Origin of the sequence: Mycoavidus sp. B2-EB, from assembly GCF_014218255.1 — a bacterium.
In the GTDB taxonomy this organism is placed as follows: domain Bacteria; phylum Pseudomonadota; class Gammaproteobacteria; order Burkholderiales; family Burkholderiaceae; genus Mycoavidus.
This window is the reverse complement of the sequence record NZ_AP021872.1, coordinates 1,485,039-1,509,785: the sequence shown is the minus strand read 5'-3', so window position 1 is coordinate 1,509,785 and position 24,747 is coordinate 1,485,039. Positions and strand designations below refer to the sequence as shown.

The window sequence follows — 24,747 nt, the reverse complement described above, 5'->3', positions numbered from 1 at the left end:
ATTGATTATTTAATCTTTGCATCCTCGATTTTGTCTAAGATCGGCAACAATGGTGCTAATTCACGATAGCGTTGCGCGACATTACGCACATAAACGATAAACCTTGGTGTGTCAGCTAAATAGCTTTCTTTGCCATCTAAATAATAAAGTCGTGCGAAAAGTCCTAAGATTTTTAAATGTCGTTGCAAGCCCATCCATTCCAGCTCACGGTAAAATTGTGCAAAGTCGGTGCGCACCGGTAAGCCGGCTTTTTTTGCTCGCTCCCAATATTTGGCAATGCAATCTAACTCAAATGATTCATCCCAACTAATAAAGGCATCGCGGAATAAAGAGACGACATCATAGGTAATCGGGCCTAGCACCGCATCTTGAAAATCAATGACTCCTGGATTGGGAGGAGATGCCATGAGATTGCGTGGCATATAGTCTCGATGCATAAAGACCTGGGGTTGCGCGTGCGCGTTTTCAACCAATAGGGTAAAGATGGAGTCGAGCGTTGCGCGCAGGGTCTGATCCACCGTGATGCCCAAGTGGCGCTCAAGATACCAGGTGGGAAATAACTCAAGTTCTCGACGCACAAAAGCTTCATCGTAAATCGGTAGAACCTCTGCGCGCGTTGCGCATTGCCAGCGGATCAGCGCATTGAGCGCAGCGTCGAACAAGGGGCACGTTTCTAGAGGATCTGATGCGCTTAAAATAAGGTTAAGGTAGGTGGTGCGACCAAGGTCAGTGATGAGCATAAAACCATGGGTGAAATCGCTTTCATAGACTTGGGGGCTATGGATACCTGCTTGGGCTAAGAGTAATGCAATTGCGGCGAATTCAACGCATTTTTGAGGGGGCGGGGCATCTACCGCAAGTAGAGTTGAACTTTGTAATCCGGCGCTAGCAAGTCGGAAATAACGGCGTGCTCCTGCGTCTGCGCTAGCGGGTTCAAGTGAAGCTAAATCTAATTGATAATGCTTAGGTAAAGTTGCTAGCCAATCTGAAAGTAACGTTAGGCGAGTATCAACCGGGGAAGGGTATGTCATCAAAATATAACGAAAAGAGATCTATCTTGCTTATATAATACCCGATTATTTTTTGCGTTCTGTTCGGCTAAGACCTGTTTGAAATCAATTTTTAGACATCTGACGCAGCAGTAACGGTTTTTAATTTCTTTGTTAACTTTGCCTCAATCTACTCATCCGCGTCTCTCATCTTTGTTGATTGCTTTGCTGGCGTTGCCAGCGAGTGCGCCGCTTACCGCTTTTAGCCAGCCACGCGAGCTGGTGATCAGCGCGGGCGCGCCCGTTTCGGGGCTGACGCTAGCGCCGCGGCTTGAAGAGCATCCGGGTCAGGGCGCGGCAAGATTTGTGTTGGGCGATCAAGTCGAAGCGCAGGGCGAGCAAGAGGTAACTGTTTCGGGCTCGGCTGAGGTGCGCACTTCAACTACGGTGATCAAAGGTGATCGGTTGCATTATGATGCGGCTACGGATCAAGCGGATGCTTACGGTAATGTGCGTATTATCAATAAGGGTAATACTTTTAGCGGACCTGAAGCGCATTTAAAGATTAAGGAAAATGAGGGCTATATGCTTTCGCCTAGCTATCGCTTTACTGCTGGTGGTTCAGGTAACGCGCAACGGATTGATGTGCTGGATCCAGAGCGCATAGTCATTACGCGGGGCTCCTATACAGGGTGTCCATGTTTGCAGCCGGCTTGGAATATCAAGGCGAGCCACGTTGAACTTGATAAGGCGAATAACTTAGGCGTGGCGCGTAATGGTGTATTGTTCTTTCAGCAGGTACCGCTTTTTGCGAGTCCTTATTTGTCATTCCCATTGGCTAATCAACGGGTTTCTGGTTTGTTGCCGCCAGTGGTTGCGTTGGGCTCGACGGCGGGAGTTGATGCTACGCTACCGTATTATTTTAATATTGCCCCCAACCGTGATTTGACGCTTTATCCACGTTATATGTCGCGCCGTGGCATGCAACTTGGCGCGGATTACCGTTATTTGTCTCCCACTTACTCAGGCTCGATCAACGTTGAATATTTGCCTCATGATGAAGTCATGCAGAGCAGACGTTATGCAATTCGTGTGCAACACGCGCAGGAGCTGGGCAATAGCTTAGGGGCTTATGTCAACTATAATCGTGTATCGGATTATACTTATCCGGAGGATTTAACGGCCGGTAATATGTTTATGAACGGCATGCAGTTGCTCTATCAACAAGAAGCGGGTTTGACGTATAACCGCGGGCCTTGGTCCGCGCTGGCGCGCGTGCAGCGTTGGCAGACCTTGCCGCCATCATTTGCACCGTATGGGCGAGAACCCGAATTAAATGTTAAATATGAGCGTTATGACGCATATGGCTTCGACTTTGGCGCGCAAGCGAATTATTCGCGTTTCAAAATCACGACGGCAGATTTAACGGAAGGTGATCGGGTTTTTTTGAGTCCCTATCTAAGTTATCCGTTACTTAGCACAGCTTATTTTATTGTGCCAAAACTGCAATATCATTTGGCTGCATATGATTTGAGTGCGATTGCTTCAATGGCCAGCGCTTCCCAACCGCGCCATCTTAATACGGCAATTCCAACTTTGAGCTTAGATAGCGGGCTGATTTTTGAGCGTTCGGTGCGCTTTTTCGGAAAAGAGTATATTCAGACCCTTGAGCCACGGTTATATTATGTGTATACACCTTATCGAGAGCAAAATTTCATGCCGCTCTTCGATACGGCGGAGGCTGATTTTGGTTTGGCTGAAATTTATACTGAAAACTCCTTTGTAGGGAATGATCGGATTGCTGACACCAATCGCTTGACGGCAGGTATAACGACACGTTTTAGTGATTCAGTAACGGGAGACGAGCGTGGACGTTTAGTGGCGGCGCAGCAGTATTATTTTCAGCAACAGCGAGTCACTCTACTGCCCAATCAGCCGAATCGGATGGCCAATCATTCCGATTTATTATTAGGCGCGGCGTTTAGGTTAGGGGCGGGTTTCAGCTCGGAAACCGCTGTGCAATTTAATGCGGATAATAATGAATTGATCCGTTCCAATCTTGGTTTTGGCTGGAGCCCTGCTGATCGTAAAGTGTTTAATTTGGCGTATCGTTATACGCGTGCCAATCCAACGCTTAATTATCAGCCGATTAAACAAGCCGTGATTTCTGCGCAGTGGCCATTAAGCCGGCGTTTATATGGAGTAGGGCGACTTAATTATGGCCTCGATAGCCACCGTTTAGTCGATAGCCTACTCGGTTTTCAGTATGATGCGGATTGTTGGGCGTTTGGCTTGGCGATCCAGCGCTTTGCTAATGGGATTGAGCTAAGTGGCGCGAATGCGACTGGCACACGCGTGCTGGCGCAGCTCGAGTTTAAAGGGTTGTCGAGAATTGACAATGGGTTAATTGAGCAATTGCGCACGAGTGTGCCGGGATATGTTGGACTGCCACCGCCACCGCCACCGCCATCGCGTTTTTCAAATTATGAGTAAGTGAATTGTTTATGCGAATTTTTGATTGGGTTAGACCATCTTTTGTAGCGTTTTTGACAGTTTTGTTGGTATTTTCTATGCCTACTATGGCGAAACCGCAAAAACCTTTGTCTTCTGCGGTTCAGGAGGTGGATCGGGTACAGGTGGTTGTGAACCATGAAGTCATTACCCAACGCGAGTTAGAGGCCCGTTTGGAGCTCGTGACACGCCGCCTACAGCAGACGAAGGCTCCTCTGCCGCCTGCTGCACATTTAAAGCTCCAGGTACTCGAGCAGATGGTACTAGAGCGCCTGCAATTGCAAACGGCAAAACAGGAGGGAATTACGGTTAATGAGGAAACGATTGATCGTACGCTTGAGCAAATCGCACAGGCCAATCGATTGTCGCTTGAAAAATATCGTGATTGGTTAAAGGAGCGGGGCATAGCCTGGCCCATCTTTGTCACTGACGTAAAGAACGAGCTGATTCTCAGTCGTTTACGTCAAAAAGAGGTGGATCAAAAAATTACTGTCTCTGATGCGGAAGTGGCGAATTATCTGGCCAATCATCAGGCTGCTGAGAGCGCTGAAAAATCTCTTCCCCAGCCAGAAGACGTGCGGCAAACGCTTGGCATGCACAAAGCTGAACAAGCCTATGCGGACTGGCTGCGAGAGTTGCGAGACAGCAGTTTTATTCTATATAAAACGGATAGCGCAGCGTTGTAATTGGATGCGCTTGGTTTGGGCTTAACTTATGCATACAGACGTTGCGCTTGAAATTGCGATTACCACGGGCGAGCCAGCCGGAGTTGGCCCGGAACTCACCCTGTTGGCTTTAGCACATGCGCTGTTAGTTGAGTCTCCTCTCTGGCCTGATGTACATTTTACTGTGCTCGGCGATAGTGCATTACTGGAAATGCGCGCCAAGGTGGTCGGGGTTAACTGGCGAGCGCTGTTGGCGACCGGGCGGATAGGGGTGCGCCATGAAGCACTGAGCGCGCCGGTCACAGCAGGCCGGCTCAACGCAGCGAATAGTCGCTATGTACTTGCGTTGCTTGATGTCGCTATCGCAGGGGCATTGGCCAAGTCTTTTGATGCGATTGTGACAGCTCCGCTACAAAAAAGTGTGATCAATGAGGCCGGCATTCGATTTACTGGCCATACGGAATATTTGGCTACGCGCACGGGGACTGCGCAGGTCGTTATGATGCTGGCGGGCCAGCATACTACGCGAGCGCAATCGGTTGCGCCCACTATGTCAGTGTCCCCGCCTAGTTCTTCCCCCTCTCGAAGTTCATGTCGGCCGGGTCAGGCTTTTCGCGTGGCGTTGGCGACGACTCATCTGCCGCTCAAAGAGGTGGCCGCAGCGCTGACGATAGACAAACTGATTGGTACGCTACGCATTATAGATGCTCATTTGCGTCGTGACTTTGGCCTCCAGGAACCTCGCATTTTAGTGACAGGATTGAATCCACATGCGGGTGAACAGGGTCACCTGGGGCATGAGGAAATTGAGGTTATTAGCCCGGCACTAGAGTATGTGCAGGGCTTAGGGATTGGTGCGCGTGGTCCTTATCCGGCAGACACATTGTTCCAGCCACGCTATTTGGATCAGGCAGATTGCGTGCTTGCGATGTATCATGATCAAGGGCTACCGGTGCTGAAATATGCAACTTTTGGCACGGGCATTAATGTGACGCTTGGTTTGCCAATTATACGTACTTCAGTCGACCATGGCACTGCATTGGATTTGGCCGGTACCGGTCAGGCTGATCCGGCGAGTTTGTTAGAAGCAATTAACGCTGCAATTACAATGGCGCGTTATCGCCGTTTCCCGGAGTCCAACTTGAGAGTTTTAGTCTGATGCAGAAGAACAGCGTTAGCGCAGAGAATAATCAGCGGTATCAAGGGCATATTGCTCGTAAACGCTTTGGGCAGAATTTCCTGGTAGACACGGGCATTATCGAAGGGATTGCGGCAGCCATCGCGCCGCAGTCAGATCAATGTTTAATCGAGATTGGCCCTGGTTTAGGCGCTTTGACAGCGCCCTTGCTGGCTCGCCTAGGTCAAACCGGCGTATTGCACGCAATTGAGCTGGATCGCGACCTTATTGTGCGCTTGCAAAAACGTTTTGGCGCTAGGCTTATCTTGCATTCGGCAGATGCTTTGACGTTTGATTTTCGAGCCTTCGCAATGGCGCAGACGGTTGCGCCGGCCCGGCTGCGTATTGTGGGTAATTTGCCTTATAACATCTCAACCCCATTGCTGTTTCATTTATTAAGTTGCGCGGACTGGGTTGCGGATCAGCATTTTATGTTGCAAAGCGAACTGGTTGAGCGTTTAGTGGCCAGCCCAGGAAGTAAAGCGTATGGGCGTCTATCGGTCATGTTGCAGTACCGTTATGAACTGGATAAGCTGATTGATGTTCCGCCTACTGCGTTTGCACCAGCTCCTAAAGTGGATTCCGCCGTCATTAGAATGGTGCCGCGCCCGTTGCATGCTTTGCCCACAGTAGATTGGGTCAGTTTTTCAGAGCTGGTGGCGGCGGCTTTCTCGCAGCGGCGCAAGATGTTGCGAAATGCATTGGCGGCTTATCGTGCGCGGATTGATTTTGAGGCAGTGGGTTTTGATCTTGCGCGTCGTGCAGAAGAGGTTGCCGTGTCTGAATATGTGGCGCTTGCGCAGCACTTATCCGCTGATTGAACTTTGGCGGATAGATGCTGTTTTAAACGAGAAGGCGCTGATTTATGGCCGCGAGGCGTTGCATCTCGGTTTCAATCCAAGTTTCAACTTCTGCGTTGACTTCGGCTGGCGTGCGGCCTATGGTTGGGATCGGTTTGCCAATTGAGACGGTGACGACGCCTGGATATTTTATGAAAGAATTGCGAGGCCATACATATCCGGCATTGTGCGCAATTGGAATGACCGGAACGCCAGCGCTCACTGCAAAATGCGCGCCGCCTACTTTGTATTGACCTCGGGTGCCAACGGGGGTACGGGTGCCTTCTGGAAACATAATGACCCATGCGCCTTCGGCCAGCCGCGCACGTCCTTGGCGTAGCATCGAGGCAAATGCGCTATGGCCTTTGCGGCGGTCAATTTGCACCATCTTCAACATGCCTAGGGTCCAGCCAAAAAAGGGTATAAACACGAGCTCTCGCTTAAAAACAAAGCATAGCGGACGTGGCAAAAGAGCGGGAAAGGCGAGCGTTTCCCAGGCAGATTGGTGCTTTGATAATAATACGGCAGGGCCGTTAGGCAGGTTATTAAAGCCTTCTAAATGGTAGGTGATGCCGTTCAAAAAGCGTAGCATCCATAAGGTCACGCGGCACCAAGCCGCTATCATTGCGTAACGGCGCTGGGCATTCATCAAAGGGAAAACTAAAAAGCACGCCAGCGCGTATGGAATAGTGAAAATCACCAAATAGAGCGAGAACAGTAATGAGCGAAGCAAAATGCCGAACGGTTGAGCGGGCCACATAGTCATTTAACCGGTAGTATTGGCTAGAAAATCAAGCGCGAAAGCCCATAAATCTTGGTGGACTTTAGTGCCGTTGGGTAGCGCACCCGCCTCATAAGTTGCGCGGCCCTTGCCGCTTAAGACCAGGTGCACGGGAAAACCGAGCGCCGCTCCTGCTGCTAGATCGCGTTGCGCATCACCCACTACAGGCGTAACGGCGGGTTCAATGTTAAAGCGGTCGACAATCATTTGCAGCATACCGGGTTTGGGCTTGCGGCAATTGCAATTGTCATGGGCGGTATGGGCGCAAAAAAATACGGCATCGATGCGCGCGCCAAATGCAGCCGCGGCTTGATGCATTTTAAGGTGAATCGCATTTAATGTCGCCATATCAAACAAACCGCGTCCAACGCCTGATTGATTGGTCGCGACGACGACTCGATAGCCGGCTTGATTAAGCCGTGCAATGGCCTCAAGACTACCCGTAATCGGGTGCCATTCGTCTGGTGATTTGATAAATTCATCGGCATCATGATTAATCACACCGTCGCGATCGAGGATAACGAGTTTTTTAGCTGTGCTCATGGTTAAACAGAGTCATTTTTCATTATGTGGCGTAGTTGGGCCGCGCTAGGTGGCTTAGCCCTAGAAACCAGTAGATATTTCATCGACTACCCGGTAGCCAGTTTTGAAAGGTCCGCCACGCAATTCATGAGGGTCCAGAGCTGCGTTAGCAGCGCGAGTCGGTTCGTCCGCAAAGCGCTATCTTCTGCATTCACCATCACTTTATCAAAGAATGAATCGACGTTGGTGCGCAATTGAGCCAGCGTGATCAGTACTTGAGTGTACTGTTGGGCGCTTAACTGTGTTTGGATCAATGGCGTGAGGGCTTCGAGTTGCACATAGAGATCTTTTTCGACGGCTTCAATAAGTAAGGTCGGCTGTACTGCGGCAGTGGGCTCGGCCGATTTTTTCAAAATATTGGTAATGCGTTTATTGGCCGCAGCCAGCGCCTGTGCTTCCGGCAGTGCAGCGAATACGCGCACGGCTTCAAGTCGTGCCGGTAGATCGTCAATACGCGTTGGCGCATGGCTCAGTACCGCTTCGATTTCATTGGCGTGATAGCCGCGCTCGCGTAATAAACCGCGTAGCCGGTCTAGCAAGAAAACCAATAGCTCAGCACTTGGATCGGTGACTTCTGGCACAGAAGCAAATGACGCGAAACCCGCGCGTAAAAGTTGCGCCAGATCGAGTGGCAAGGCTTTTTCCAGCACGATACGCAAGATCCCGAGTGCGTGACGGCGTAAGGCAAACGGATCCTTGTCGCCACACGGCGCCAGCCCAATGCCCCAGATGCCCACCAAGGTCTCAAGTTTATCGGCAAGCGCCACGATTGTGCTCGTGATTGAAGTTGGCAAGGTATCGCCGGCAAAGCGTGGCCGATAATGTTCGGCGCAGGCAAGCGCCACTTCCATAGGTTCGCCGTCGTGGCGCGCATAATATTGCCCCATGGTGCCTTGCAGCTCGGGAAATTCATTCACCATCGCGGTTAATAAATCCGCTTTCGCCAAGCGTGCCGCGCGTGCCACCTGTACAGGGTCGGCTTTCAGTTGGGAAGCAAGGGCTGTGGCGATGGCTTCGATACGTTCTACGCGCTGTAATTGCGAACCTAGTTTATGGTGGTAGATCACGTTAGCAAGCTGCGCTACCTTCTCGCTAAGCGGCTTTTTGCAGTCTTGTTCAAAGAAGAATTTTGCATCGGCCAGGCGCGCCTGCACAACGCGCTCATTGCCTTGAATAATCTTCTCAGGAGTGGTGGTTTCTAGATTTGACACGACTAAAAAGCGCGCTTGGAGGGAGCCGTTGGCATCGGTGAGCGCAAAATACTTTTGATTTGTTTGCATGGTCAAAATCAGGCATTCTTGCGGTACTGCAAGAAATGCCGGATCGAAGTGGCATAAATACACGGCGGGCCATTCGACGAGTGCGGTGACTTCATCGAGTAAAGACTCGGGCAGGTTAATGTGTGCTGGGCCAGCTTGTTCAAGGAGTTGGCTGCGGATGGTTGCGCGGCGGGTCTCAAAGTGTGTGAGTACTCGGCCCTCTTGTTTGAGTGTGTTGCTATAAGCATCCGCGTCCATGAGAGTGATTTCATGGGTTGACAAAAATCGATGCCCTAACGTTGTGCGTCCGGCCTTAAGCCCGAGAGCGCTGACTGGCACCACAGTTGCGCCATGTAACGCCAGCAGCTTATGTACCGGCCGCACAAATTGTACGAAAGAACCATCAGAAGCTTGATAGCGCATCATTTTGGGGATCGGAAGCTGCGCTAAGGTCTCATTCAGTGCTATTTGTAACGCCTCGCTTAGCACGGCGCCAGGTACGGTATGGTTTAGAAAGAGTGCTTCGGTTTTACCATCGAGGGCACGCTCAAGTTCTGCTAACGTTAAATCGGCAATACCGAGCTTAGTGAGTTTTTTAGTGAGAGCGGGGGTCGCTTGTCCAGCCGCATCAAGTGCAATGGAGATGGGCAGGATTTTCTGGCGCACGCGCTTAGGAGGGGCGGCGCTGCGAACTTGGCGGATCACTACCGCTAAACGGCGTGGGCTTGCATGCGACTCAAAATCAGGCGTCCCAGCAATCAGGTCAGATGCGTTAAGTTTTTCAACTAGGCCATTGGCAAATGCATCAGCAAGGCGCACCAGCGCTTTGGGTGGTAGCTCCTCGGTGACCAGTTCAATGAGTAAAGTATGGGTAGCGGATTGACTCATGGGGACGGGAATGAATACATGGCCTACTTAGGCCGAGGTTGAAATGGGAGTGCGCGTAAGCATTGGGAAGCCCAGTTTCTCACGAGAATCATAATAAGCTTGCGCAATTTGTCGAGACAAGGCACGGATGCGGCCCATATAGGCGGCTCGCTCAGTCACTGAAATCGCGCCGCGCGCATCGAGTAAATTAAACGTGTGGGCGGCCTTCATAATCATTTCATACGCGGGTAGCGCTAGTTGGACTTGAATCAGGCGTTTTGCTTCTGTTTCATAATGACTAAAGAAGCTAAAGAGCAGTTCGACATTCGACTGTTCAAAATTGTAATTGGACTGCTCCACCTCATTTTGATGAAAAACATCGCCGTAGGTCAGTCTATGGGGTTGATTTTGAGTGCCGTTGGGGTCAGCGCTAGCCAGTGCGGGTTTGGGCTGTTCAGTCCAAACCAGATCGTAGACATTTTCGACTTGTTGCAGATACATCGCGAGCCGTTCGATACCGTAAGTGATTTCTCCTAACACGGGTTTACAATCAAGACCGCCTACTTGCTGGAAATAAGTAAATTGTGTGACTTCCATGCCATTTAGCCAGACTTCCCAGCCTAAACCCCAGGCGCCTAAGGTCGGATTCTCCCAATCGTCTTCCACAAAACGTACATCATTTTGGGTGAGGTCAAGCCCGAGCGCTTTAAGTGAGCCAAGATATAAGTCCAGAATATTTTCTGGCGCGGGTTTTAACACCACTTGATATTGATAGTAATGCTGTAAGCGGTTTGGATTTTCGCCATAGCGGCCATCTTTAGGGCGGCGTGATGGCTGGACATAAGCTGCGCGCCAAGGCTCGGGGCCGATGGCGCGCAAAAAGGTAGCCGTGTGCGAGGTGCCCGCGCCTACTTCCATATCATAGGGTTGCAACAAGGCGCAGCCTTGTGCATCCCAATATGTTTGCAAAGTCATGATGATGTGCTGAAAAGTAAGCATTTAAAAATCCGGGCGTTCGTATATAAGCAGGGGGCTTAGAAAAGCGCAAAACTCACTATGCTAAGCGGGCTTTGCCGCAGGTAAGCTAAAACGTTAGATTTTAACGTTTATTGTTTGGCTTGGCGATTTTTGCTTAACTCAAATACAAGGTTAACTCGGATAAATGCAGGCTAAGTTTCAGTTAATGTGGGTTTGGATGCTCCGTCAGTTGCAGTTATTTCGGGTCGGAAATCGCGCTGATTGCAGGTTGCAACAGCTAGGTACCGCAGCTATATAACCATCCGTTCTACTTTCTCCCGTCCTTATTGATAACCTTCTCTAAAGCACGCAAACAATCGATAATGGTGTCAAAAGAGGGTGGGTTTCCTATGAACATGCCTGCACCAATCATAGATTGAAAGTCTTGACGTAATGCGGGTAGGGCCGTTTCGTTCGGTAGTAAGCGTAATTGGCCAACAAGACAAGCGTCATAGTTGGCATAGCTAGTGTTATAGAAAACTTTTTTATGTTTTATCACATCCGCCAGCAAACCACGATCTGCCAATGCGTTCTGCCCGATTGCAAGGTTGGCCAACATGGCTAGATCGTACCAATGACGCGACAGGCGTTCGCTATTAGATCGAAATTCACCACGCTGACATTCCACATGCATCAGCGTAGCTTTTTCCCAAAACGTGCGCATAGGCGATAGCACCTTTACCTGAGCGTAGGGGCAATCGAGTGCGGCAATGTGCTTTGCAATATCTGGCTGTACTTCATGTTCTTCATTGGGTTCAGTAATGTTCCGTCCGCCGAATTCGATCAGCACACTATTACCAATGTAGCTACCAGGAGTCTCAAACACGGTTGGATAGTACACGCGCAGTTGCTCGCCATCATCGCTGACGGTAACTTTATAGCTGCCTGGGTTGAATTCCGCGGTGAGTTTCTTATGAAAATACGGCGCTATGATGTGATGAACATGATCACGTACAAAAATTTTGAGTTCATCGCTAAATTTTTTCAGTCTGGTTTTGGATACATTCTTAGCAAATGGATCAAAAACGCCGTCTAAGCCGCGATAGTCGAGTGTGATATCCACGTCTTCAGAGAACCGTGCAATCGCCCCGAAAACTTTAGACAGCGAAGTGCCACCTTTGAAAGCCATAGGCAGCCTATCAGGCATAGTAAACAGAGCTTGCAAAACCCAACACACCCATACGTCTTTTTCAAGAATGTTAGGCGCGCGAGATAATTGCGCAGCAAGGCCACGCAAAATTTGAGATTGCTCGGTAGGAGAAAGGTGCAAAAAAGATTTAGGCATATAAACTTACTACGCGTTTTCTATATTGAGACATAACGTTACTCATCCATGCAGGCATGACGCTGGCCGCGGATTTGAGTATCTCGAATTCTTCGCTTGATAGTTTACGTTGGATTTTCTCGATCAAGGACAGAGTAACTTCTTTCTTGCCGAGATACCACATCGCAGCTAGAGCTAATCCAGCTGGCCGGCCTGCCAAAGCCAACTTGCGCTGACAAACATGCTGTAAACGAATTTCTAGCGTACCTATTTGAATCCGCCTGGACGGACCGGATGTGGAAAATACCGTTTGAATCGGAGCTTGGGTAGTTAGCTCCAATTTGCGCGCAGCTTCTGCGCCATGAACTTGGACCACAGCGCCATGAGTTTTGGCAATCGTTTCTGCTACTTTCATCGGCTCTGGCATTACTTTGCCTACAAAGCGGCTCACTTCAAGGCGCGCATAGACACCACGAGTTAGGCGTTCGATGATTCCAGCTTTAACTAGCCTGGAAAGATTTTGATCGACAGCTGCACGTGTACCGTATGCCAAGAGAATGTTCGGGGTAAAAGGCTCTCCGAGCGGTATTCTCTCGATGCACTGGCGAATCAATTTGACGGTTTTGATAGTCGTATTCATGTATGAAAATATACATGTATTTCTGACAAATTGAAAGGATAATCACCTTTCTAGTAACCTCATTGATTACAAAACTAGCCGCTGAGGAATAGGTATGGCAGGCTTTTTCCTCCAGACGCACATGGTGTGTCAGCGTGTCTTACTCCATTGCACACGCATGCTGACCGTTAACGCGTTTTCTTTACCAAAAAGGCTTAGCGCGCGAGCGCATACTCAACCTTTATCGGTTTATTGATGCGATCTTAACATTACCCAAAGAGTTTGAAATTATCTATAATAGTTCAATTAAACAATTCGAGAAGGAGTCGGAAGTGGAATATATTACGAGTGCTGAACGTATCGGTATGGAGCAAGGGCTTAAAGAAGGACTTAAAGAAGGGATTGAAAAAGGCCGGCAAGAAAACCGGCAGATGTTGAGTAATTTGTTGCTAGCCCAGCTAAAGTGTAAGTTTAAAAACTTAGCTGAACCTTATCTGCAGAAATTGGATGAAGCCGATGTAGATACTTTGCGCCAATGGGGCGAACGTATTTTTATGGCGCAAACTCTTGATGAGGTTTTTTAGTATTAAAGCGCCGTATCAGCGGATGTACAGCATCTTGATACGTTGTGCTGCAAAAATCGCGAGTAGCAGAAGCGAAACAACCAATACGGGCATATTCCCATAAGTAATATAGGGCGTAACTCCGACCCTGCCCTGCACACGCGCTTCAAGTGAGCCAATGCTGAAGGTCGTTAATTTTTTCTCAACCCGGCCATCATAGCCAATGATTGCGGTTGCCCCGGTATTGGTTGCGCGTAGCACTGGGCGGCCGGTTTCAAGTGCGCGCATTTGTGCAATTTGTAAGTGCTGGTCAAGCGCAATGGTGTCACCAAACCAGGCGAGGTTGGTTGCATTGACGAGGATGCCTGCTGGTATTGGTGTTTGGCGCAAAGTGCGGGCAATTTCTTCGCCGAAAATATCTTCGTAACAGATATTGAGCGCTAGCGGTTGCGCGCCAACGAAAAAAGGCTGTTGGATGGCGGGTCCGCGCGCGAAATCACCTAGAGGGATCTTCATCAATGCAACAAACCAGTGAAAGCCCCACGGAATGAATTCGCCAAATGGTACGAGGTGGTGTTTGTCGTAGCGGTAAAGAATCGGTGAGCGTGGGGTAACTCCAAACAAACTATTGGTCAAATCAACGGGACCTGTGGGCGTGAGAGTTGCACCAGCTGCGCCAAAAATAATGGCTGAACCCGTTTTGTCAGCAAAATCTCGTATCGTGTAGGCAAAAGATTCGGGTATATCTTGCTCTAAGACAGGGATTCCAGTTTCGGGGGTGATGATTAAGTCAGCCGGTTGAGCCGTGATAAGTTCTTGATAGAGTGCAATCGCCATGTCAACGCCTTGCTGCTCAAATTTGATTTCTTGCTGTACATTCCCTTGCAGAAGACGTACGGTAAGAGGTGCGTGAGGGGCTGGATTTGTCCAAGCCACTTTGGTGGCGGCGCTGCCGCCGGTTATGCATGTGACAAATATTATCAAAGGCGCAGACAGAACCCATTTGCCTCGCTTAAATGCAGCTATGAGCATTTGTCCTATGAGTGCGGCATTAAAAGCCAGCAGCCAACCTACCCCATAAACGCCGATGACCGCGGCATAACCCGCGAACGGACCCGCAACTTGCGCATAACCGCTGGCTAGCCATGGGAAGCCTGTGAGTATCACGCCGCGCAACCATTCGCTAAGAGCCCATGCGCTGGCAAACGCTAGGCTACTGCGCCAGTGAATAGAGGGGGGCGCTGCCATTATATCTGAGCGTGTAGCACTGCAAAAATACCATAAGGCCGCCGCTAAGGTCGGCCAGGCGGCTAGATACAAAGCGAATAAAATCAGGGCTGTGAGCGCGATGATAGCGGGCATGCCGCCATAAACGTGCATACTGATATAGAGCCAAAACACGCCGCTCGCAAAATGGCTAAAACCGAAGGCGCAGGCGCTGACTAAAGTGGCGCATAGCGTACGCCTATAGGCAATCAGTGTATAAAACCAGGTCAGCGTGGCGATTTCAAGCCAGCCCCCATATGGGGTAGGAGCGAATGACAAAGTATGGGCTAGCCCAGCCAAGATCGCGACTAGGAGAGGCCAGGGCTGTTGCCAATCTGGCGTAGCGCGTGCTTGAGCTGGTAGCATTGGAATTAACGTGCGGCAACTGCCAGCCATGAGGGCTTAATAGGGTTCAGCCTCGGATGGGGCCGTCTGCGATGTACGGCGCACAAGCAGCATATGAACCTGGCGCGCGTCGCTACGCAAAACTTCAAAGATCAGGTTATCAATGCGCACCGTTTCGCCACGATGTGGGACACGCGCAAAGCGATGGGTAATCAAGCCGCCAATCGTATCGACTTCTTCATCACTATATTGCGTGCCAAAGAATTTATTGAATTGCGCAATTTCAGTCAGAGCACGGACACGGCAGCGGCCCTCTGGTGAGCCAATGATATTATCTTCTTCTTCCTCGAAATCGTATTCATCTTCAATATCGCCAACGATCTGTTCGAGCACATCCTCGATGGTGATTAAGCCGGCGATACCGCCATATTCGTCAACCACAATTGCAATATGATTGCGGTTTACTCGAAAATCGCGCAGTAGCACATTAAGAGGCTTTGATTCAGGAATAAAAACCGCCGGGCGCAGCATCCCGCGGACATCAAAATCCTCTTCGGCATAAAAGCGCAGTAAATCTTTCGCTAGTAGAATGCCGATTACGTGATCCCGATTGCCTTCATAGACCGGGTAGCGCGAATGCTCTTTTTCAAGCACGAAGGGGATAAAGGTTTCTGGACTATGCGCAATATTGATCGCGTCTATTTGTGCGCGTGGCACCATAATATCGCGCGCGCATAAATCAGTTACTTGAAAGACGCCTTCGATCATTGAAAGCGAGTCTGCATCGATTAGATTGCGGTTATGCGCCTCTTGGAGGACTTCGAGTAGCTCGCTACGCGAATCAGGTCCAGGAGAAATAAGATCCGTTAGACGCTCAAGCAATGAGCGAGGTTTGCCGGTGAGTTTACGACTGGGGGAGACATCGTTCATAGGGATGCGTTGCAGCTATAGGCTACGCGTAAAAGTAAGAATCGTAAAAATAAGAAGCTAAAAGGATACACTAGTACTCGGCTTTTTTACATTGGCAACGCTTGAGCAGCGCTTCCAACGTCCGGTCAGGGATGCCGCTCGCGCGGAGTGCCTCAACCGTACGCGCTACGTAATCAAGCGTCGTGCCGCAGTGGCCCTGGGCATGTTCAAAAGCGGTACGTACCATATGATCTGGTAGGCGTCCAGCATAAGTGGGTTTATTGCGCTGCATAGCAAAGGTGAGGGCGCGTACACGGCGGCCATCTTCGAGTTGGCAAGAGAGCCAAACGGGACGGTACGAACCCATCGCCATTTCGCGTTGCCACAATTTTTCTAAATAAGGCATTGCGCCATCGGTAGCGATTCTAAGAGCCAGGCCAGCGCATGAGCCGCCCCGGTCAAGCGCTAGCACGAGGCCAGGGATCTGTGGCGTGCCGCGAGTGAGGCAGGACCACAAATATAGGCCCCGATGGTAGCCATAAACGCGGGCATTGCATGATTCAGCAGCGGGCAAATCAGGCTTCCAGATCAGCGAACCATAGGCGAAAAGCCAGAGGTCGGAAGTTCGATCCCATTGTTTTATCGAAGTATGTAGCGAATGCTCTAATTCTTCATGGGTGAGCGGGCAGACTTCGCCAAGCAGTGATGGGTAAGCTGGCGTAGCGGGCGCATTGCCTAGTTGGTTCATCATTTGCAATATTTATTTAGCAATATGGGTTATCAAAGCCAAGTTTGTTCAGTAGTTCAGTTTCCAGATTTTCCATAATCAACGCTTCCTCGTCAGCGTCGTGTTGATAACCTTGCGCATGCAAAACCCCGTGCACAATCAGGTGGGCGTAATGGGCCACAAGCGGTTTTTTTTGCGCGCTGGCCTCTTGCTCAATGACTGGACAGCATAGCACCAGGTCGGCAGTGACTGGGTCACCCAGGTTTTCTGCATAATTAAAAGTCAAAACATTCGTTGCGTAATCTTTGTTGCGCCAAGTGCGATTTAGCATTCTGCCTTCTTCTTCGTCAACCAAGCGTAACGTCAAAACGGCATCCGCAAAAAGTGCGGTCTTAATCCAGTGTATGAGCGTGGTGCGCGGCAGTAGCGCTTGATGCGATACGCTGTTGCTGGCAACGAATTGTACGGTAAGTTGTAGGCGAGGGGCGCGTTTCATGATGTCACAACTTTCCCGCGCAGCGAATTCGTATAAGCGTCTTCAATGACTAGCTCAATGCTTTGCCCAATTAAACGGTGATGCGTATGAAGTGGCGCGGGAAAGTTGACGACACGGTTATTTTCTGTGCGCCCGCAAAGCTCCGCCGGATTTTTGCGCGATGGCCCTTCAACTAATATGGATTGGGTCGTGCCGACCATGGTAGCGCTGATCTTTTTGGCATTGGCTTCAATTGCCGCTTGTAAGTGTTGCAGACGTGCCAACTTAACTTCATGTGGCGTGTCATCCGCTAGATTGGCGGCTGGGGTGCCAGGACGGGGGCTATAAATAAATGAAAAGCTCGTGTCATAGCCGATTTCGTCAACCAATGCCATCAATTGCTTAAAATCTGTCTCGGTTTCGCCTGGAAAGCCGACGATAAAATCCGTCGAAAGTGAAATATTAGGGCGAATCGCACGTAAGCGACGCACAATGGATTTATATTCAAGTACAGTATAGCCGCGCTTCATGGCGGCCAGAATCCGATCAGAGCCGTGTTGCACCGGTAAATGTAAGTGATTGACCAGCTTAGGCGTACTGGCATATGCATCAATTAAGCGTTGGCTAAATTCTTTGGGGTGGGACGTTGTGAAGCGGATGCGCTCAATGCCGGGAATTTCGGCAACATATTCAATTAAAGTAGCAAAATCCGCGGTTTCAAAGTGCTCGGCTTCCGCTGCGGAGGCTGCTTTAGGCTCGCCCAGGGGGCTTTGCCAAAGCCCCCGATAAGCATTCACATTTTGGCCTAGCAGGGTGACCTCACGTACGCCTTGTTCAGCCAGGCCAGCGATTTCAGTTAAGACATCAGGCAATGGCCGCGAGACTTCATCGCCGCGGGTATAGGGTACAACACAGTAGCTACAATATTTGCTACACCCTTCCATAATCGACACAAAAGCACTTGGGCCGTTTACTTGAGCCGGTGGCAGATGGTCGAATTTTTCGATTTCTGGAAATGAAATATCGACCTGAGCGCGGCCTGTGCGACGGCGTTGTTCGATCATACTGGGTAGTCGATGTAGTGTCTGTGGGCCAAAGACCAGATCGACATAAGGCGCGCGGGCTACAATCGCTTTACCTTCTTGGCTTGCCACGCAGCCGCCGACACCAATAATAAGTTCCGGTTTGGCTTCTTTTAGGATGCGTGCGCGGCCAAGGTCTGAGAAAACCTTCTCTTGCGCTTTCTCGCGGACTGAACACGTATTAAATAAAATAATATCGGCCTCTTCGGCTGAGGTTGTTTTAACCAATCCGTGCTCGAAAAGGTCGGTTGCAGTTGTTAGCACATCGGCCATTTTGTCAGAATCATATTCATTCATCTGGCAGCCGAAAGTTTTAATATAGACTTTCTTATTCATAAAAGGGCGCCGTTCTCAGAGGTAAAAACTGGGGGCGGTTAGAGCTGGCGTCTAACTGCGTTTTTTATACATGAACTAAACTAGAGATGGATAACGCGGCCGCACCAGAGCATATTTGCACAAAACGCGTATTATATCTGTCTATTGGTTTAAATAAAGTAGAGGAGTCGGATTTTGGAGAGTCAAAGAATACACCCTGATGAAGTTGATCTTGTGACGTTGCCGTGGCGCGTTGAGGATATTGACTTCAGTCAAATTAATTATACCGCTGTGCGAGGCAGTGAAGAGTTGATGCTCTTGTTGTGCGCTTCATCGTTTATTGAAAGCGGCTCTGATTTATATACCAAGAATTTAGTCGATTACTTTGGCGAAGATGCTGAGGTATCCGAGTGGCTTAGGGTGCACTGGGAGCATGAAGAATTGCAGCATGGGCGCGCACTTAAGGCGTATATAAACCATGTTTGGCCGCAATTTGACTGGGATCGTGCATTTGCGAATTTCTTTGCTGAATATTCTAAATTGTGCACCGTAGATGAATTCGAGAAAACCCACGCCCTTGAGATGGTAGCGCGCTGTGTCGTTGAAACTGGCACGGCTACGCTGTATCGAGCGATCAATGAATGCTCAAATGAGCCGGTGCTGAAAGAAATCACCCATAATATCCGCACAGATGAAGTGCGGCACTATAAATACTTCTTCAAATATTTTAAGAAATATAACGAAATTGAGCGAAATAGCCGTTGGGCTGTGTTGCGCGCACTGGTGCGGCGGCTCTTAGAAATTCGTAATGATGATACGGAAATTGCTTTGCGCCATGTGCTGGCGATCCGTTATCCGCAGCAGGTGGGCGACTTAGCTTATGCGCGGCAAATGAATACGCGCGTCAATAAACTAGTACGCCGTCACCTATCCGCGGATATGTGCTTGAAGATGTTGCTTAAGCCGCTTGATTTGCCAGCGCGCATTCTGCCAAGCGTGCATTATCCACTGACCAAGCTCACGCAACATCTATTTTTTCGCTAAGCCTCTTTTTAGAGTGGCGCCGAGCGCAAGTCATTGACTTGTTGCGGCGATACTGGCGTACCGTGGTTGTGCCAAGCCATGCGGATATAGGTGACCACCGCCGCGACTTCTTCATCAGACAGATGCTGAGCAAAAGGCGGCATTCCGTATGGGCGTGGATTATTGGTCGTAGAAGGCGGATAGCCGCCATTGAGCACCATCCGAATGGGGTTAACCGCTGAGTGCATTTGAATCGACTGATTGTCCGCTAGCGGTGGATAGGCTGGGGGTTGCCCGCGCCCGTCTGCTTCATGGCAGCTTGCGCACTGTTGTCCATAGATTTTTTCGCCTTGTGCAAACAGCTTTGCGCCAAATGTCGCCGAGGTAACGAGCTGCACAGGTTCAGGCGGCTCGCCCTTTTGTGGCAGTGCTTTTAAATACACCGACATCGCACGAATATCTGCATCAGACAGATATTGCAAGCTATTATGCACGACATCAGCCATCGGCCCAAAGACGGCACCGCGTTGCGAGACGCCGGTTTTTAACAGATCGTCAATATGCTGGAGATTCCAATCGCCAAGCCCGCTTTCTTTGTTTGAGGTTAATGAAGGGGCATACCAATTCTGCAACGGGATTAACCCCCCGCCAAAGGCTGCGCTTTGGTCGGAACCACCCAGTGCATTAATGCTGGTATGGCACATTGCGCAATGACCTAAGCCTTCAACCAGATACGCGCCGCGATTCCATTCAACGGATTGCTTTGGATCGGGTTGAAAATCTCCTTCAGAGAAAAAAAGCGTGCGCCACCCGATTAAGAGGCTACGATTATTGAACGGAAAGCGCATCTCATTAGGGCGGTTCGGTTGCTTAATCGCGGGCACTGAACGGAGATATGCGTAGATTGCGTCGGAATCGTCGCGAGTAACCTTCGTGTAGCTGGTAAACGGAAAGGCGGGGTAGAGCAAGCTGCCGTCTTTGGAGCGCCCGTTGTGCATTGCGCGATAAAAATCGTCTGAACTCCAAGTACCGATCCCGGTTTCATCATCAGGGGAGATATTGGGTGTATACAGCGTACCAAATGGCGTAGGCATAGGAAGGCCACCGGCAAACTGTTGGCCGCCGCGTACCGTATGGCAAGCGATGCAATCACCTGCGCGCGCAAGATAGTGACCGCGCTCGATCAATTCCGCCTGTTTCTCGGGCGCTATAGTGGGCGCGTTATGATGAGCCGCCGGTTTGCTGTTTTGCCAGAATGTGGGAAGCAGCACAAGCGCTGTAATGAATATAAGCGCTGCTACTGCGCCGGCTAACAATCCAAATAAGGTCTTGCGTTGCATGCTGAGTTCCTTGATTTTCTAAAAGTGCGCTTTTAACTCAGTGAGGCTGGCTGCCGCAGTTGAGCGGCAGTTTGAGCGAGCCTGCTGGAGCGGGAGTGGCATCGGGTGGCGCTGGTTGTAGCGCAAGCCAGGTGGAGACAGCGCGAATATCGGCGTCAGAGAGTTGGATCGCAATCGTATGCATGCAATCGGGCGCAGCCGCATGGCGTACCCCAGAGCGCCATGCGCCAAGCTGGGCACTGATGTAATCAGCATGTAAGCCCACTAGACCTGGAATGGCGGGTTCCGCTCCCGTCAGTTTTGCGCCATGGCAGGCAATGCAAGCGGGTACGTTTCTAGCCGAATCTCCATTCAGGGCAATCCGCCGGCCGCGTTCAAGCTGTGACAGCGGTAAATTGGAAGGCTCAGGCACTGGGTAAGGTGGATGCAGGTTGGCGTAATACACTGCGATTTCTCGTAGATAATCGTCAGAAAGATAGGTTACGAGGTAATTCATCGGCGCATATTTACGCCGTCCCTCACGAAAATGTTGCAATTGATTGTATAGGTAATCGGCTGGTTTGCCGGCTAACCGAGGGAAGTAATCATTGTCGGTACCTTCCCCTTGATTGCCGTGGCAGATCGCGCAGGCTTGTACGCGCGCAGCAATTGTATCTGGGGCTTGGGGCGTGGAAAGCTCAGCGTATGCGCTATTGAATAACCCGCCGCTACTGACTAGCAAGGCCGCTAAGATGCGGTGAAAAATATGTTTTAAAGCCACCGGGGACTCCATTTGTATCAACAGGGGTAGGCTAGATTTGACCTAGCCCACGGGTATGATAATTCTTTGTGACGGGTATTTTATCATTGAGTGATTCAGTTGCTAAATAGGTTGTGGTGGATGAGCCTAAGGTTTTTTTATAAAAGAGGAAGCGGACATGAACTAACGTGCCCGACAGTCGGCCCTAATGGGTCTTTTTGACTCCGTTTTCAAATCGCGCTACAATAGCGCTTTTTTCGCGTTCAAAAAAGGCGGAGAAACTAAATAAACGTTTAATTTATTCATGAGGTACACAATGTGCGCGGTCATAAAAACCGGTGGTAAGCAATATAAAGTTGCAGCTGGCGAAAAATTGAAAATAGAACAGATACCGGCAGACATTGGCGCAGAAGTGACTTTCGACCAGGTATTAGCAATTGGCGAAGGCGAATCAATCCGATTCGGCGCGCCGCTGGTGAGTGGAGCTAGCGTCAAGGCTACCGTGGTTGCCCAAGGGCGGCATCAGAAGGTCACCATCTTCAAAATGCGCCGTCGCAAGCATTATCAAAGGCATGCTGGCCATCGGCAGAACTATACTGAAGTGCGCATTGACGCAATTAACGGTTAAAGCGGTCTAAGGAGTTATTCATGGCACATAAAAAAGCAGGCGGGTCATCACGTAATGGCCGCGACTCAGAATCAAAACGGCTTGGCGTCAAAGTATACGGCGGCCAGGCAATCAATGCAGGCGGCATCATTGTGCGCCAGCGCGGTACGCGTATGCATCCAGGCGAGAATGTTGGCATTGGTAAAGATCACACGCTGTTTGCGTTGACTGATGGCCACGTATGCTTCACGATTAAAGGTAAAGCGAGCAAAAAGATGGTCAACGTGGTTGCCGTAGCTGCTTAACGCAGAACACGTAATCATCCGGTTTTTCCGGCTCAATGTAAAAGGCTCCGCCAGCAAGCGGGGCCTTTTGCGTTAATGCGCCCAAATAATCCGCGGCAGATGCAGACTCTAGCGGGTTGTCCTGTGCGGTGCAGGTGGACCAAATTGTGCAAACTATGGCCAATTAGAACTACAATGGATTTGTAAACCTATTTTAGGTAAATAGGTCATTAAAGTGGATTGAATAAAAGCAATGAAATTCATTGATGAAGTAAAGATAGAAGCCTTCGGTGGCGATGGTGGTAATGGCAGCGCATCAATGCGACGCGAGAAATTCATCCCATTTGGCGGGCCAGATGGGGGCGACGGTGGACGCGGTGGCAGTATCTACGCGGTTGCCGACCGTAACATTAATACTTTGATTGATTACCGCTATGCTAAAAAGCATCAGGGGGGCAGAGGTCAAAACGGACGGGGCGCTGATTGTTATGGAAAAAGCGGCGAAGATATTACGCTGCGGATGCCCGTGGGTACGATCATCACGGATCTTAACACCGGTGAAACCATTGCTGATCTGACGGAACATGAACAGCGCGTCACGCTTGCCAAGGGTGGGAGTGGAGGGTTAGGTAACCTCCATTTTAAATCGAGCACGAATCGTGCGCCACGCCAAAAAACCGAGGGCAAGGAAGGCGAATATCGCCTGCTTCGCCTGGAGCTGAAAGTACTGGCGGATGTCGGTCTATTAGGTATGCCGAATGCGGGTAAATCGACTTTTATCGCTTCAGTTTCCAATGCTCGGCCAAAAATAGCGGACTATCCATTTACCACGCTTGCGCCTAATTTAGGCGTGGTGCGGGTTGGCCCTAGTAAAAGTTTTGTGATTGCCGATATTCCAGGTTTGATTGAGGGGGCTGCTGAAGGGGCGGGACTCGGTCATCGTTTTCTGCGGCATTTGCAGCGCACTAGCGTGTTATTGCATTTAGTGGATATAGCGCCGTTTGATGAAGGGGTGGATCCGGTTGCAGAAGCGCGGGCGATTGTGAATGAGCTGCGTAAATACGATGCGGAGCTTTATGCTAAGCCGCGTTGGTTAGTGCTTAACAAAATTGATATGCTGCCAGACGATTTGCGCGCGGCACGGATTGCCGAATTTGTGAAACGTTTTGGCTGGGAAGGGCCGGTATTTGGCATTTCTGCGCTAAATGGGCAGGGTTGTGAAGCACTGACTTACGCCGTTTATGATTATCTTGCAAAGTATGGTCCTGCTGGCCGTGCTGCTGAAGCCGCGCAACTGGCGCTGGATGCGCGTTTTCGGGATGGGGTATCAAGCGATGCCGACGATGCAGGCCCTCTCTAAGCCTACTTCGCCGCAGCCGGTGGTTGTGGTTGCCAAACGCTTGGTGGTTAAGGTGGGCTCAAGCCTGGTGACCAATGACGGGCGTGGACTCGACCATGGTGTGATGCGGAGCTGGGCTGAGCAAATCGCGGGCTTGCGCAGACTTGGCAAAGAGGTTGTACTGGTGAGTTCAGGCGCGATTGCCGAAGGGATGCAACGGCTTGGTTGGAGCCGCCGTCCGCGTGAGATCGACGAATTGCAGGCTGCTGCGGCGGTCGGCCAAGTCGGGTTGGCGCAAGCGTATGAAAGCCATTTCAACGCGCACCAGTTGCGTAGCGCGCAGATTCTTTTGACGCATGCTGATTTGGCCGAGCGTGAACGTTATTTAAATGCTCGTTCGACTCTGCTGACTCTGCTGCGGCTAGGAGCGGTACCGATTATTAATGAAAACGATACCGTCGTTACCGACGAAATTAAATTCGGCGATAACGATACACTAGGCGCTTTAGTCACCAATCTGATCGAAGCGGATGCGCTGATCATTTTGACGGATCAGCGTGGTCTGTATACCGCCGACCCGCGGCAAGGCGCAAATGCGACTTTCGTTGCGGTTGCAGAGGCGGGTGATCCGGCTCTTGAAGTCATGGCTGGGGGTGCTGGAACGCAGCTTGGCCGTGGTGGCATGCTGACTAAAATACTCGCTGCTAAGCGCGCCGCGCATAGTGGTGCATGCACAGTGATTGCCAGTGGACGCGAACCCGAGGTACTGACCAGGCTTGCAGCGGGTGAAGCTATTGGCACTCAACTGACTGCGCGCACGCCGCGCATGGCTGCGCGTAAACAATGGATGGCGGATCATTTGCAGGTGCGCGGTCATGTGGTGATGGATGATGGCGCATGCACTAAGCTCAAGCAAGAAGGGAAAAGCTTGCTGCCAATCGGTATTTTGCAAGTACAAGGCGTGTTTGCGCGCGGTGAAGTGATTGCGTGTTTAAGTCCAGCGGGCCAAGAAGTGGCGCGTGGACTCACCAATTATAGTAGTGCCGAAGCGCGGCTCATTCAGCGTCGACCCAGTAGCGAAATTGAAGCGGTCTTAGGGTATATGCTGGAGCCTGAGCTGATTCATCGAGACAATCTTGTATTGAGCTAACCTGATCCGCTGC

General features: G+C 50.3%; 23 protein-coding genes and 1 pseudogene. 10 read left to right on the top strand and 14 right to left on the bottom strand.

All coding sequences use genetic code 11. The features are described 5' to 3' along the window. Window positions 1-5: 5 nt before the first annotated feature. The gene (locus MPB2EB_RS06665) at window positions 6-1,031 is read right to left on the bottom strand and encodes an aminoglycoside phosphotransferase family protein (protein ID WP_185181559.1); all 1,026 of its coding nucleotides are present in this window, start codon (window positions 1,029-1,031) and stop codon (window positions 6-8) included. Window positions 1,032-1,160: 129 nt separating this feature from the next. Here MPB2EB_RS06665 and MPB2EB_RS06660 point away from each other — a divergent pair, with 129 nt between their 5' ends. The 4 genes from MPB2EB_RS06660 (at window position 1,161) to rsmA (ending at window position 6,163) form a co-directional block, all read left to right on the top strand. Next, on the top strand, window positions 1,161-3,482 hold the full coding sequence (locus MPB2EB_RS06660; RefSeq protein WP_232534427.1) for an LPS-assembly protein LptD: 2,322 nt from the start codon (window positions 1,161-1,163) through the stop codon (window positions 3,480-3,482). A gap of 77 nt (window positions 3,483-3,559) precedes the next feature. Continuing rightward, entirely contained in the window at window positions 3,560-4,186 is a 627-nt protein-coding gene (locus MPB2EB_RS06655) for a SurA N-terminal domain-containing protein (protein WP_185181558.1), read from the top strand. Between the two features lie 28 nt (window positions 4,187-4,214). After that, the gene (gene pdxA, locus MPB2EB_RS06650) at window positions 4,215-5,324 is read left to right on the top strand and encodes a 4-hydroxythreonine-4-phosphate dehydrogenase PdxA (protein WP_185181557.1); all 1,110 of its coding nucleotides are present in this window, start codon (window positions 4,215-4,217) and stop codon (window positions 5,322-5,324) included. Further along, on the top strand, window positions 5,324-6,163 hold the full coding sequence (rsmA, locus tag MPB2EB_RS06645; protein WP_185181556.1) for a 16S rRNA (adenine(1518)-N(6)/adenine(1519)-N(6))-dimethyltransferase RsmA: 840 nt from the start codon (window positions 5,324-5,326) through the stop codon (window positions 6,161-6,163). The genes pdxA and rsmA overlap by 1 nt, the downstream gene beginning before the upstream one ends. A gap of 22 nt (window positions 6,164-6,185) precedes the next feature. On the opposite strand, the gene MPB2EB_RS06640 is transcribed toward rsmA, so the two are convergent. From MPB2EB_RS06640 to MPB2EB_RS06615, 6 genes are all read right to left on the bottom strand, one after another. Beyond that, a complete protein-coding gene (locus tag MPB2EB_RS06640) occupies window positions 6,186-6,941 on the bottom strand; it encodes a 1-acyl-sn-glycerol-3-phosphate acyltransferase (protein WP_185181555.1) in 756 nt (251 codons plus the stop codon). Window positions 6,942-6,947: 6 nt separating this feature from the next. After that, the gene (gene gmhB, locus MPB2EB_RS06635; protein ID WP_185181554.1) at window positions 6,948-7,505 is read right to left on the bottom strand and encodes a D-glycero-beta-D-manno-heptose 1,7-bisphosphate 7-phosphatase; all 558 of its coding nucleotides are present in this window, start codon (window positions 7,503-7,505) and stop codon (window positions 6,948-6,950) included. An 86-nt stretch (window positions 7,506-7,591) separates the two neighbouring features. Next, window positions 7,592-9,691, bottom strand: coding sequence for a glycine--tRNA ligase subunit beta (gene glyS, locus MPB2EB_RS06630; RefSeq protein WP_185181553.1), 2,100 nt, complete (start codon window positions 9,689-9,691; stop codon window positions 7,592-7,594). Between the two features lie 27 nt (window positions 9,692-9,718). Beyond that, a complete protein-coding gene (gene glyQ / locus MPB2EB_RS06625) occupies window positions 9,719-10,669 on the bottom strand; it encodes a glycine--tRNA ligase subunit alpha (RefSeq protein WP_185181552.1) in 951 nt (316 codons plus the stop codon). 286 nt (window positions 10,670-10,955) lie between these two features. After that, a complete protein-coding gene (locus MPB2EB_RS06620; protein ID WP_185181551.1) occupies window positions 10,956-11,972 on the bottom strand; it encodes a nucleotidyl transferase AbiEii/AbiGii toxin family protein in 1,017 nt (338 codons plus the stop codon). Then, window positions 11,965-12,591: a DUF6088 family protein gene (locus MPB2EB_RS06615; RefSeq protein WP_185181550.1), complete on the bottom strand. Its 627-nt coding sequence runs from the start codon at window positions 12,589-12,591 to the stop codon at window positions 11,965-11,967. The genes MPB2EB_RS06620 and MPB2EB_RS06615 overlap by 8 nt, the downstream gene beginning before the upstream one ends. Window positions 12,592-12,902: 311 nt before the next feature. Between MPB2EB_RS06615 and MPB2EB_RS06610 the strand changes: the two genes are divergently transcribed. After that, the gene (locus MPB2EB_RS06610; RefSeq protein ID WP_185181549.1) at window positions 12,903-13,154 is read left to right on the top strand and encodes a hypothetical protein; all 252 of its coding nucleotides are present in this window, start codon (window positions 12,903-12,905) and stop codon (window positions 13,152-13,154) included. A gap of 15 nt (window positions 13,155-13,169) precedes the next feature. Here the strand turns inward: MPB2EB_RS06610 and lnt are convergent, their stop codons facing one another. The 5 genes from lnt to miaB all read right to left on the bottom strand — a co-directional run bounded on the left by lnt (window position 13,170) and on the right by miaB (window position 18,273). After that, window positions 13,170-14,795 (bottom strand): apolipoprotein N-acyltransferase, encoded by a 1,626-nt coding sequence (gene lnt / locus MPB2EB_RS06605; RefSeq protein WP_185181548.1) that lies wholly within the window; start codon window positions 14,793-14,795, stop codon window positions 13,170-13,172. A gap of 6 nt (window positions 14,796-14,801) precedes the next feature. Beyond that, window positions 14,802-15,674: an HlyC/CorC family transporter gene (locus tag MPB2EB_RS06600; protein ID WP_185181547.1), complete on the bottom strand. Its 873-nt coding sequence runs from the start codon at window positions 15,672-15,674 to the stop codon at window positions 14,802-14,804. Window positions 15,675-15,744: 70 nt separating this feature from the next. Then, a complete protein-coding gene (locus MPB2EB_RS06595) occupies window positions 15,745-16,404 on the bottom strand; it encodes a gamma-glutamylcyclotransferase (protein ID WP_370576592.1) in 660 nt (219 codons plus the stop codon). Window positions 16,405-16,417: 13 nt separating this feature from the next. After that, window positions 16,418-16,876: an rRNA maturation RNase YbeY gene (gene ybeY, locus MPB2EB_RS06590; RefSeq protein WP_185181546.1), complete on the bottom strand. Its 459-nt coding sequence runs from the start codon at window positions 16,874-16,876 to the stop codon at window positions 16,418-16,420. Continuing rightward, complete coding sequence (miaB, locus tag MPB2EB_RS06585) at window positions 16,873-18,273, bottom strand: tRNA (N6-isopentenyl adenosine(37)-C2)-methylthiotransferase MiaB (RefSeq protein ID WP_185181545.1); 1,401 nt, start codon at window positions 18,271-18,273, stop codon at window positions 16,873-16,875. Before miaB ends, ybeY begins: the two co-directional genes overlap by 4 nt. Window positions 18,274-18,462: 189 nt before the next feature. Between miaB and MPB2EB_RS06580 the strand changes: the two genes are divergently transcribed. Then, window positions 18,463-19,296: a ferritin-like domain-containing protein gene (locus MPB2EB_RS06580; RefSeq protein WP_185182688.1), complete on the top strand. Its 834-nt coding sequence runs from the start codon at window positions 18,463-18,465 to the stop codon at window positions 19,294-19,296. A gap of 8 nt (window positions 19,297-19,304) precedes the next feature. Here MPB2EB_RS06580 and MPB2EB_RS06575 read toward each other — a convergent pair. Both MPB2EB_RS06575 and MPB2EB_RS06570 read right to left on the bottom strand, forming a co-directional pair. Further along, window positions 19,305-20,480: pseudogene (locus tag MPB2EB_RS06575) on the bottom strand (cytochrome c); the annotation flags it as partial. A gap of 172 nt (window positions 20,481-20,652) precedes the next feature. Beyond that, on the bottom strand, window positions 20,653-21,387 hold the full coding sequence (locus tag MPB2EB_RS06570; RefSeq protein ID WP_185181543.1) for a c-type cytochrome: 735 nt from the start codon (window positions 21,385-21,387) through the stop codon (window positions 20,653-20,655). 283 nt (window positions 21,388-21,670) lie between these two features. Here MPB2EB_RS06570 and rplU point away from each other — a divergent pair, with 283 nt between their 5' ends. From rplU to proB, 4 genes are all read left to right on the top strand, one after another. After that, the gene (gene rplU / locus MPB2EB_RS06565) at window positions 21,671-21,982 is read left to right on the top strand and encodes a 50S ribosomal protein L21 (protein ID WP_185181542.1); all 312 of its coding nucleotides are present in this window, start codon (window positions 21,671-21,673) and stop codon (window positions 21,980-21,982) included. 20 nt (window positions 21,983-22,002) lie between these two features. After that, window positions 22,003-22,266, top strand: a complete 264-nt coding sequence (rpmA, locus tag MPB2EB_RS06560; protein ID WP_185181541.1) for a 50S ribosomal protein L27 — start codon at window positions 22,003-22,005, stop codon at window positions 22,264-22,266. Between the two features lie 232 nt (window positions 22,267-22,498). Beyond that, complete coding sequence (gene obgE, locus MPB2EB_RS06555; protein WP_185181540.1) at window positions 22,499-23,605, top strand: GTPase ObgE; 1,107 nt, start codon at window positions 22,499-22,501, stop codon at window positions 23,603-23,605. Further along, on the top strand, window positions 23,589-24,734 hold the full coding sequence (gene proB / locus MPB2EB_RS06550; protein WP_185182687.1) for a glutamate 5-kinase: 1,146 nt from the start codon (window positions 23,589-23,591) through the stop codon (window positions 24,732-24,734). The genes obgE and proB overlap by 17 nt, the downstream gene beginning before the upstream one ends. Window positions 24,735-24,747: the final 13 nt, after the last annotated feature.

Excerpts from the sequence above, each read along its gene's own strand:
- MPB2EB_RS06665 (WP_185181559.1), bottom strand. The coding sequence starts at position 1,031 with ATGACATACCCTTCCCCGGTTGATACTCGCCTAACGTTACTTTCAGAT.
- MPB2EB_RS06655 (WP_185181558.1), top strand. The coding sequence starts at position 3,560 with ATGCCTACTATGGCGAAACCGCAAAAACCTTTGTCTTCTGCGGTTCAG.
- pdxA (WP_185181557.1), top strand. The coding sequence starts at position 4,215 with ATGCATACAGACGTTGCGCTTGAAATTGCGATTACCACGGGCGAGCCA.
- rsmA (WP_185181556.1), top strand. The coding sequence starts at position 5,324 with ATGCAGAAGAACAGCGTTAGCGCAGAGAATAATCAGCGGTATCAAGGG.
- MPB2EB_RS06640 (WP_185181555.1), bottom strand. The coding sequence starts at position 6,941 with ATGTGGCCCGCTCAACCGTTCGGCATTTTGCTTCGCTCATTACTGTTC.
- gmhB (WP_185181554.1), bottom strand. The coding sequence starts at position 7,505 with ATGAGCACAGCTAAAAAACTCGTTATCCTCGATCGCGACGGTGTGATT.
- glyS (WP_185181553.1), bottom strand. The coding sequence starts at position 9,691 with ATGAGTCAATCCGCTACCCATACTTTACTCATTGAACTGGTCACCGAG.
- glyQ (WP_185181552.1), bottom strand. The coding sequence starts at position 10,669 with ATGCTTACTTTTCAGCACATCATCATGACTTTGCAAACATATTGGGAT.
- MPB2EB_RS06620 (WP_185181551.1), bottom strand. The coding sequence starts at position 11,972 with ATGCCTAAATCTTTTTTGCACCTTTCTCCTACCGAGCAATCTCAAATT.
- MPB2EB_RS06615 (WP_185181550.1), bottom strand. The coding sequence starts at position 12,591 with ATGAATACGACTATCAAAACCGTCAAATTGATTCGCCAGTGCATCGAG.
- lnt (WP_185181548.1), bottom strand. The coding sequence starts at position 14,795 with ATGGCTGGCAGTTGCCGCACGTTAATTCCAATGCTACCAGCTCAAGCA.
- MPB2EB_RS06600 (WP_185181547.1), bottom strand. The coding sequence starts at position 15,674 with ATGAACGATGTCTCCCCCAGTCGTAAACTCACCGGCAAACCTCGCTCA.
- MPB2EB_RS06595 (WP_370576592.1), bottom strand. The coding sequence starts at position 16,404 with ATGATGAACCAACTAGGCAATGCGCCCGCTACGCCAGCTTACCCATCA.
- ybeY (WP_185181546.1), bottom strand. The coding sequence starts at position 16,876 with ATGAAACGCGCCCCTCGCCTACAACTTACCGTACAATTCGTTGCCAGC.
- miaB (WP_185181545.1), bottom strand. The coding sequence starts at position 18,273 with ATGAATAAGAAAGTCTATATTAAAACTTTCGGCTGCCAGATGAATGAA.
- MPB2EB_RS06570 (WP_185181543.1), bottom strand. The coding sequence starts at position 21,387 with ATGGAGTCCCCGGTGGCTTTAAAACATATTTTTCACCGCATCTTAGCG.
- rplU (WP_185181542.1), top strand. The coding sequence starts at position 21,671 with ATGTGCGCGGTCATAAAAACCGGTGGTAAGCAATATAAAGTTGCAGCT.
- rpmA (WP_185181541.1), top strand. The coding sequence starts at position 22,003 with ATGGCACATAAAAAAGCAGGCGGGTCATCACGTAATGGCCGCGACTCA.
- obgE (WP_185181540.1), top strand. The coding sequence starts at position 22,499 with ATGAAATTCATTGATGAAGTAAAGATAGAAGCCTTCGGTGGCGATGGT.
- proB (WP_185182687.1), top strand. The coding sequence starts at position 23,589 with ATGCAGGCCCTCTCTAAGCCTACTTCGCCGCAGCCGGTGGTTGTGGTT.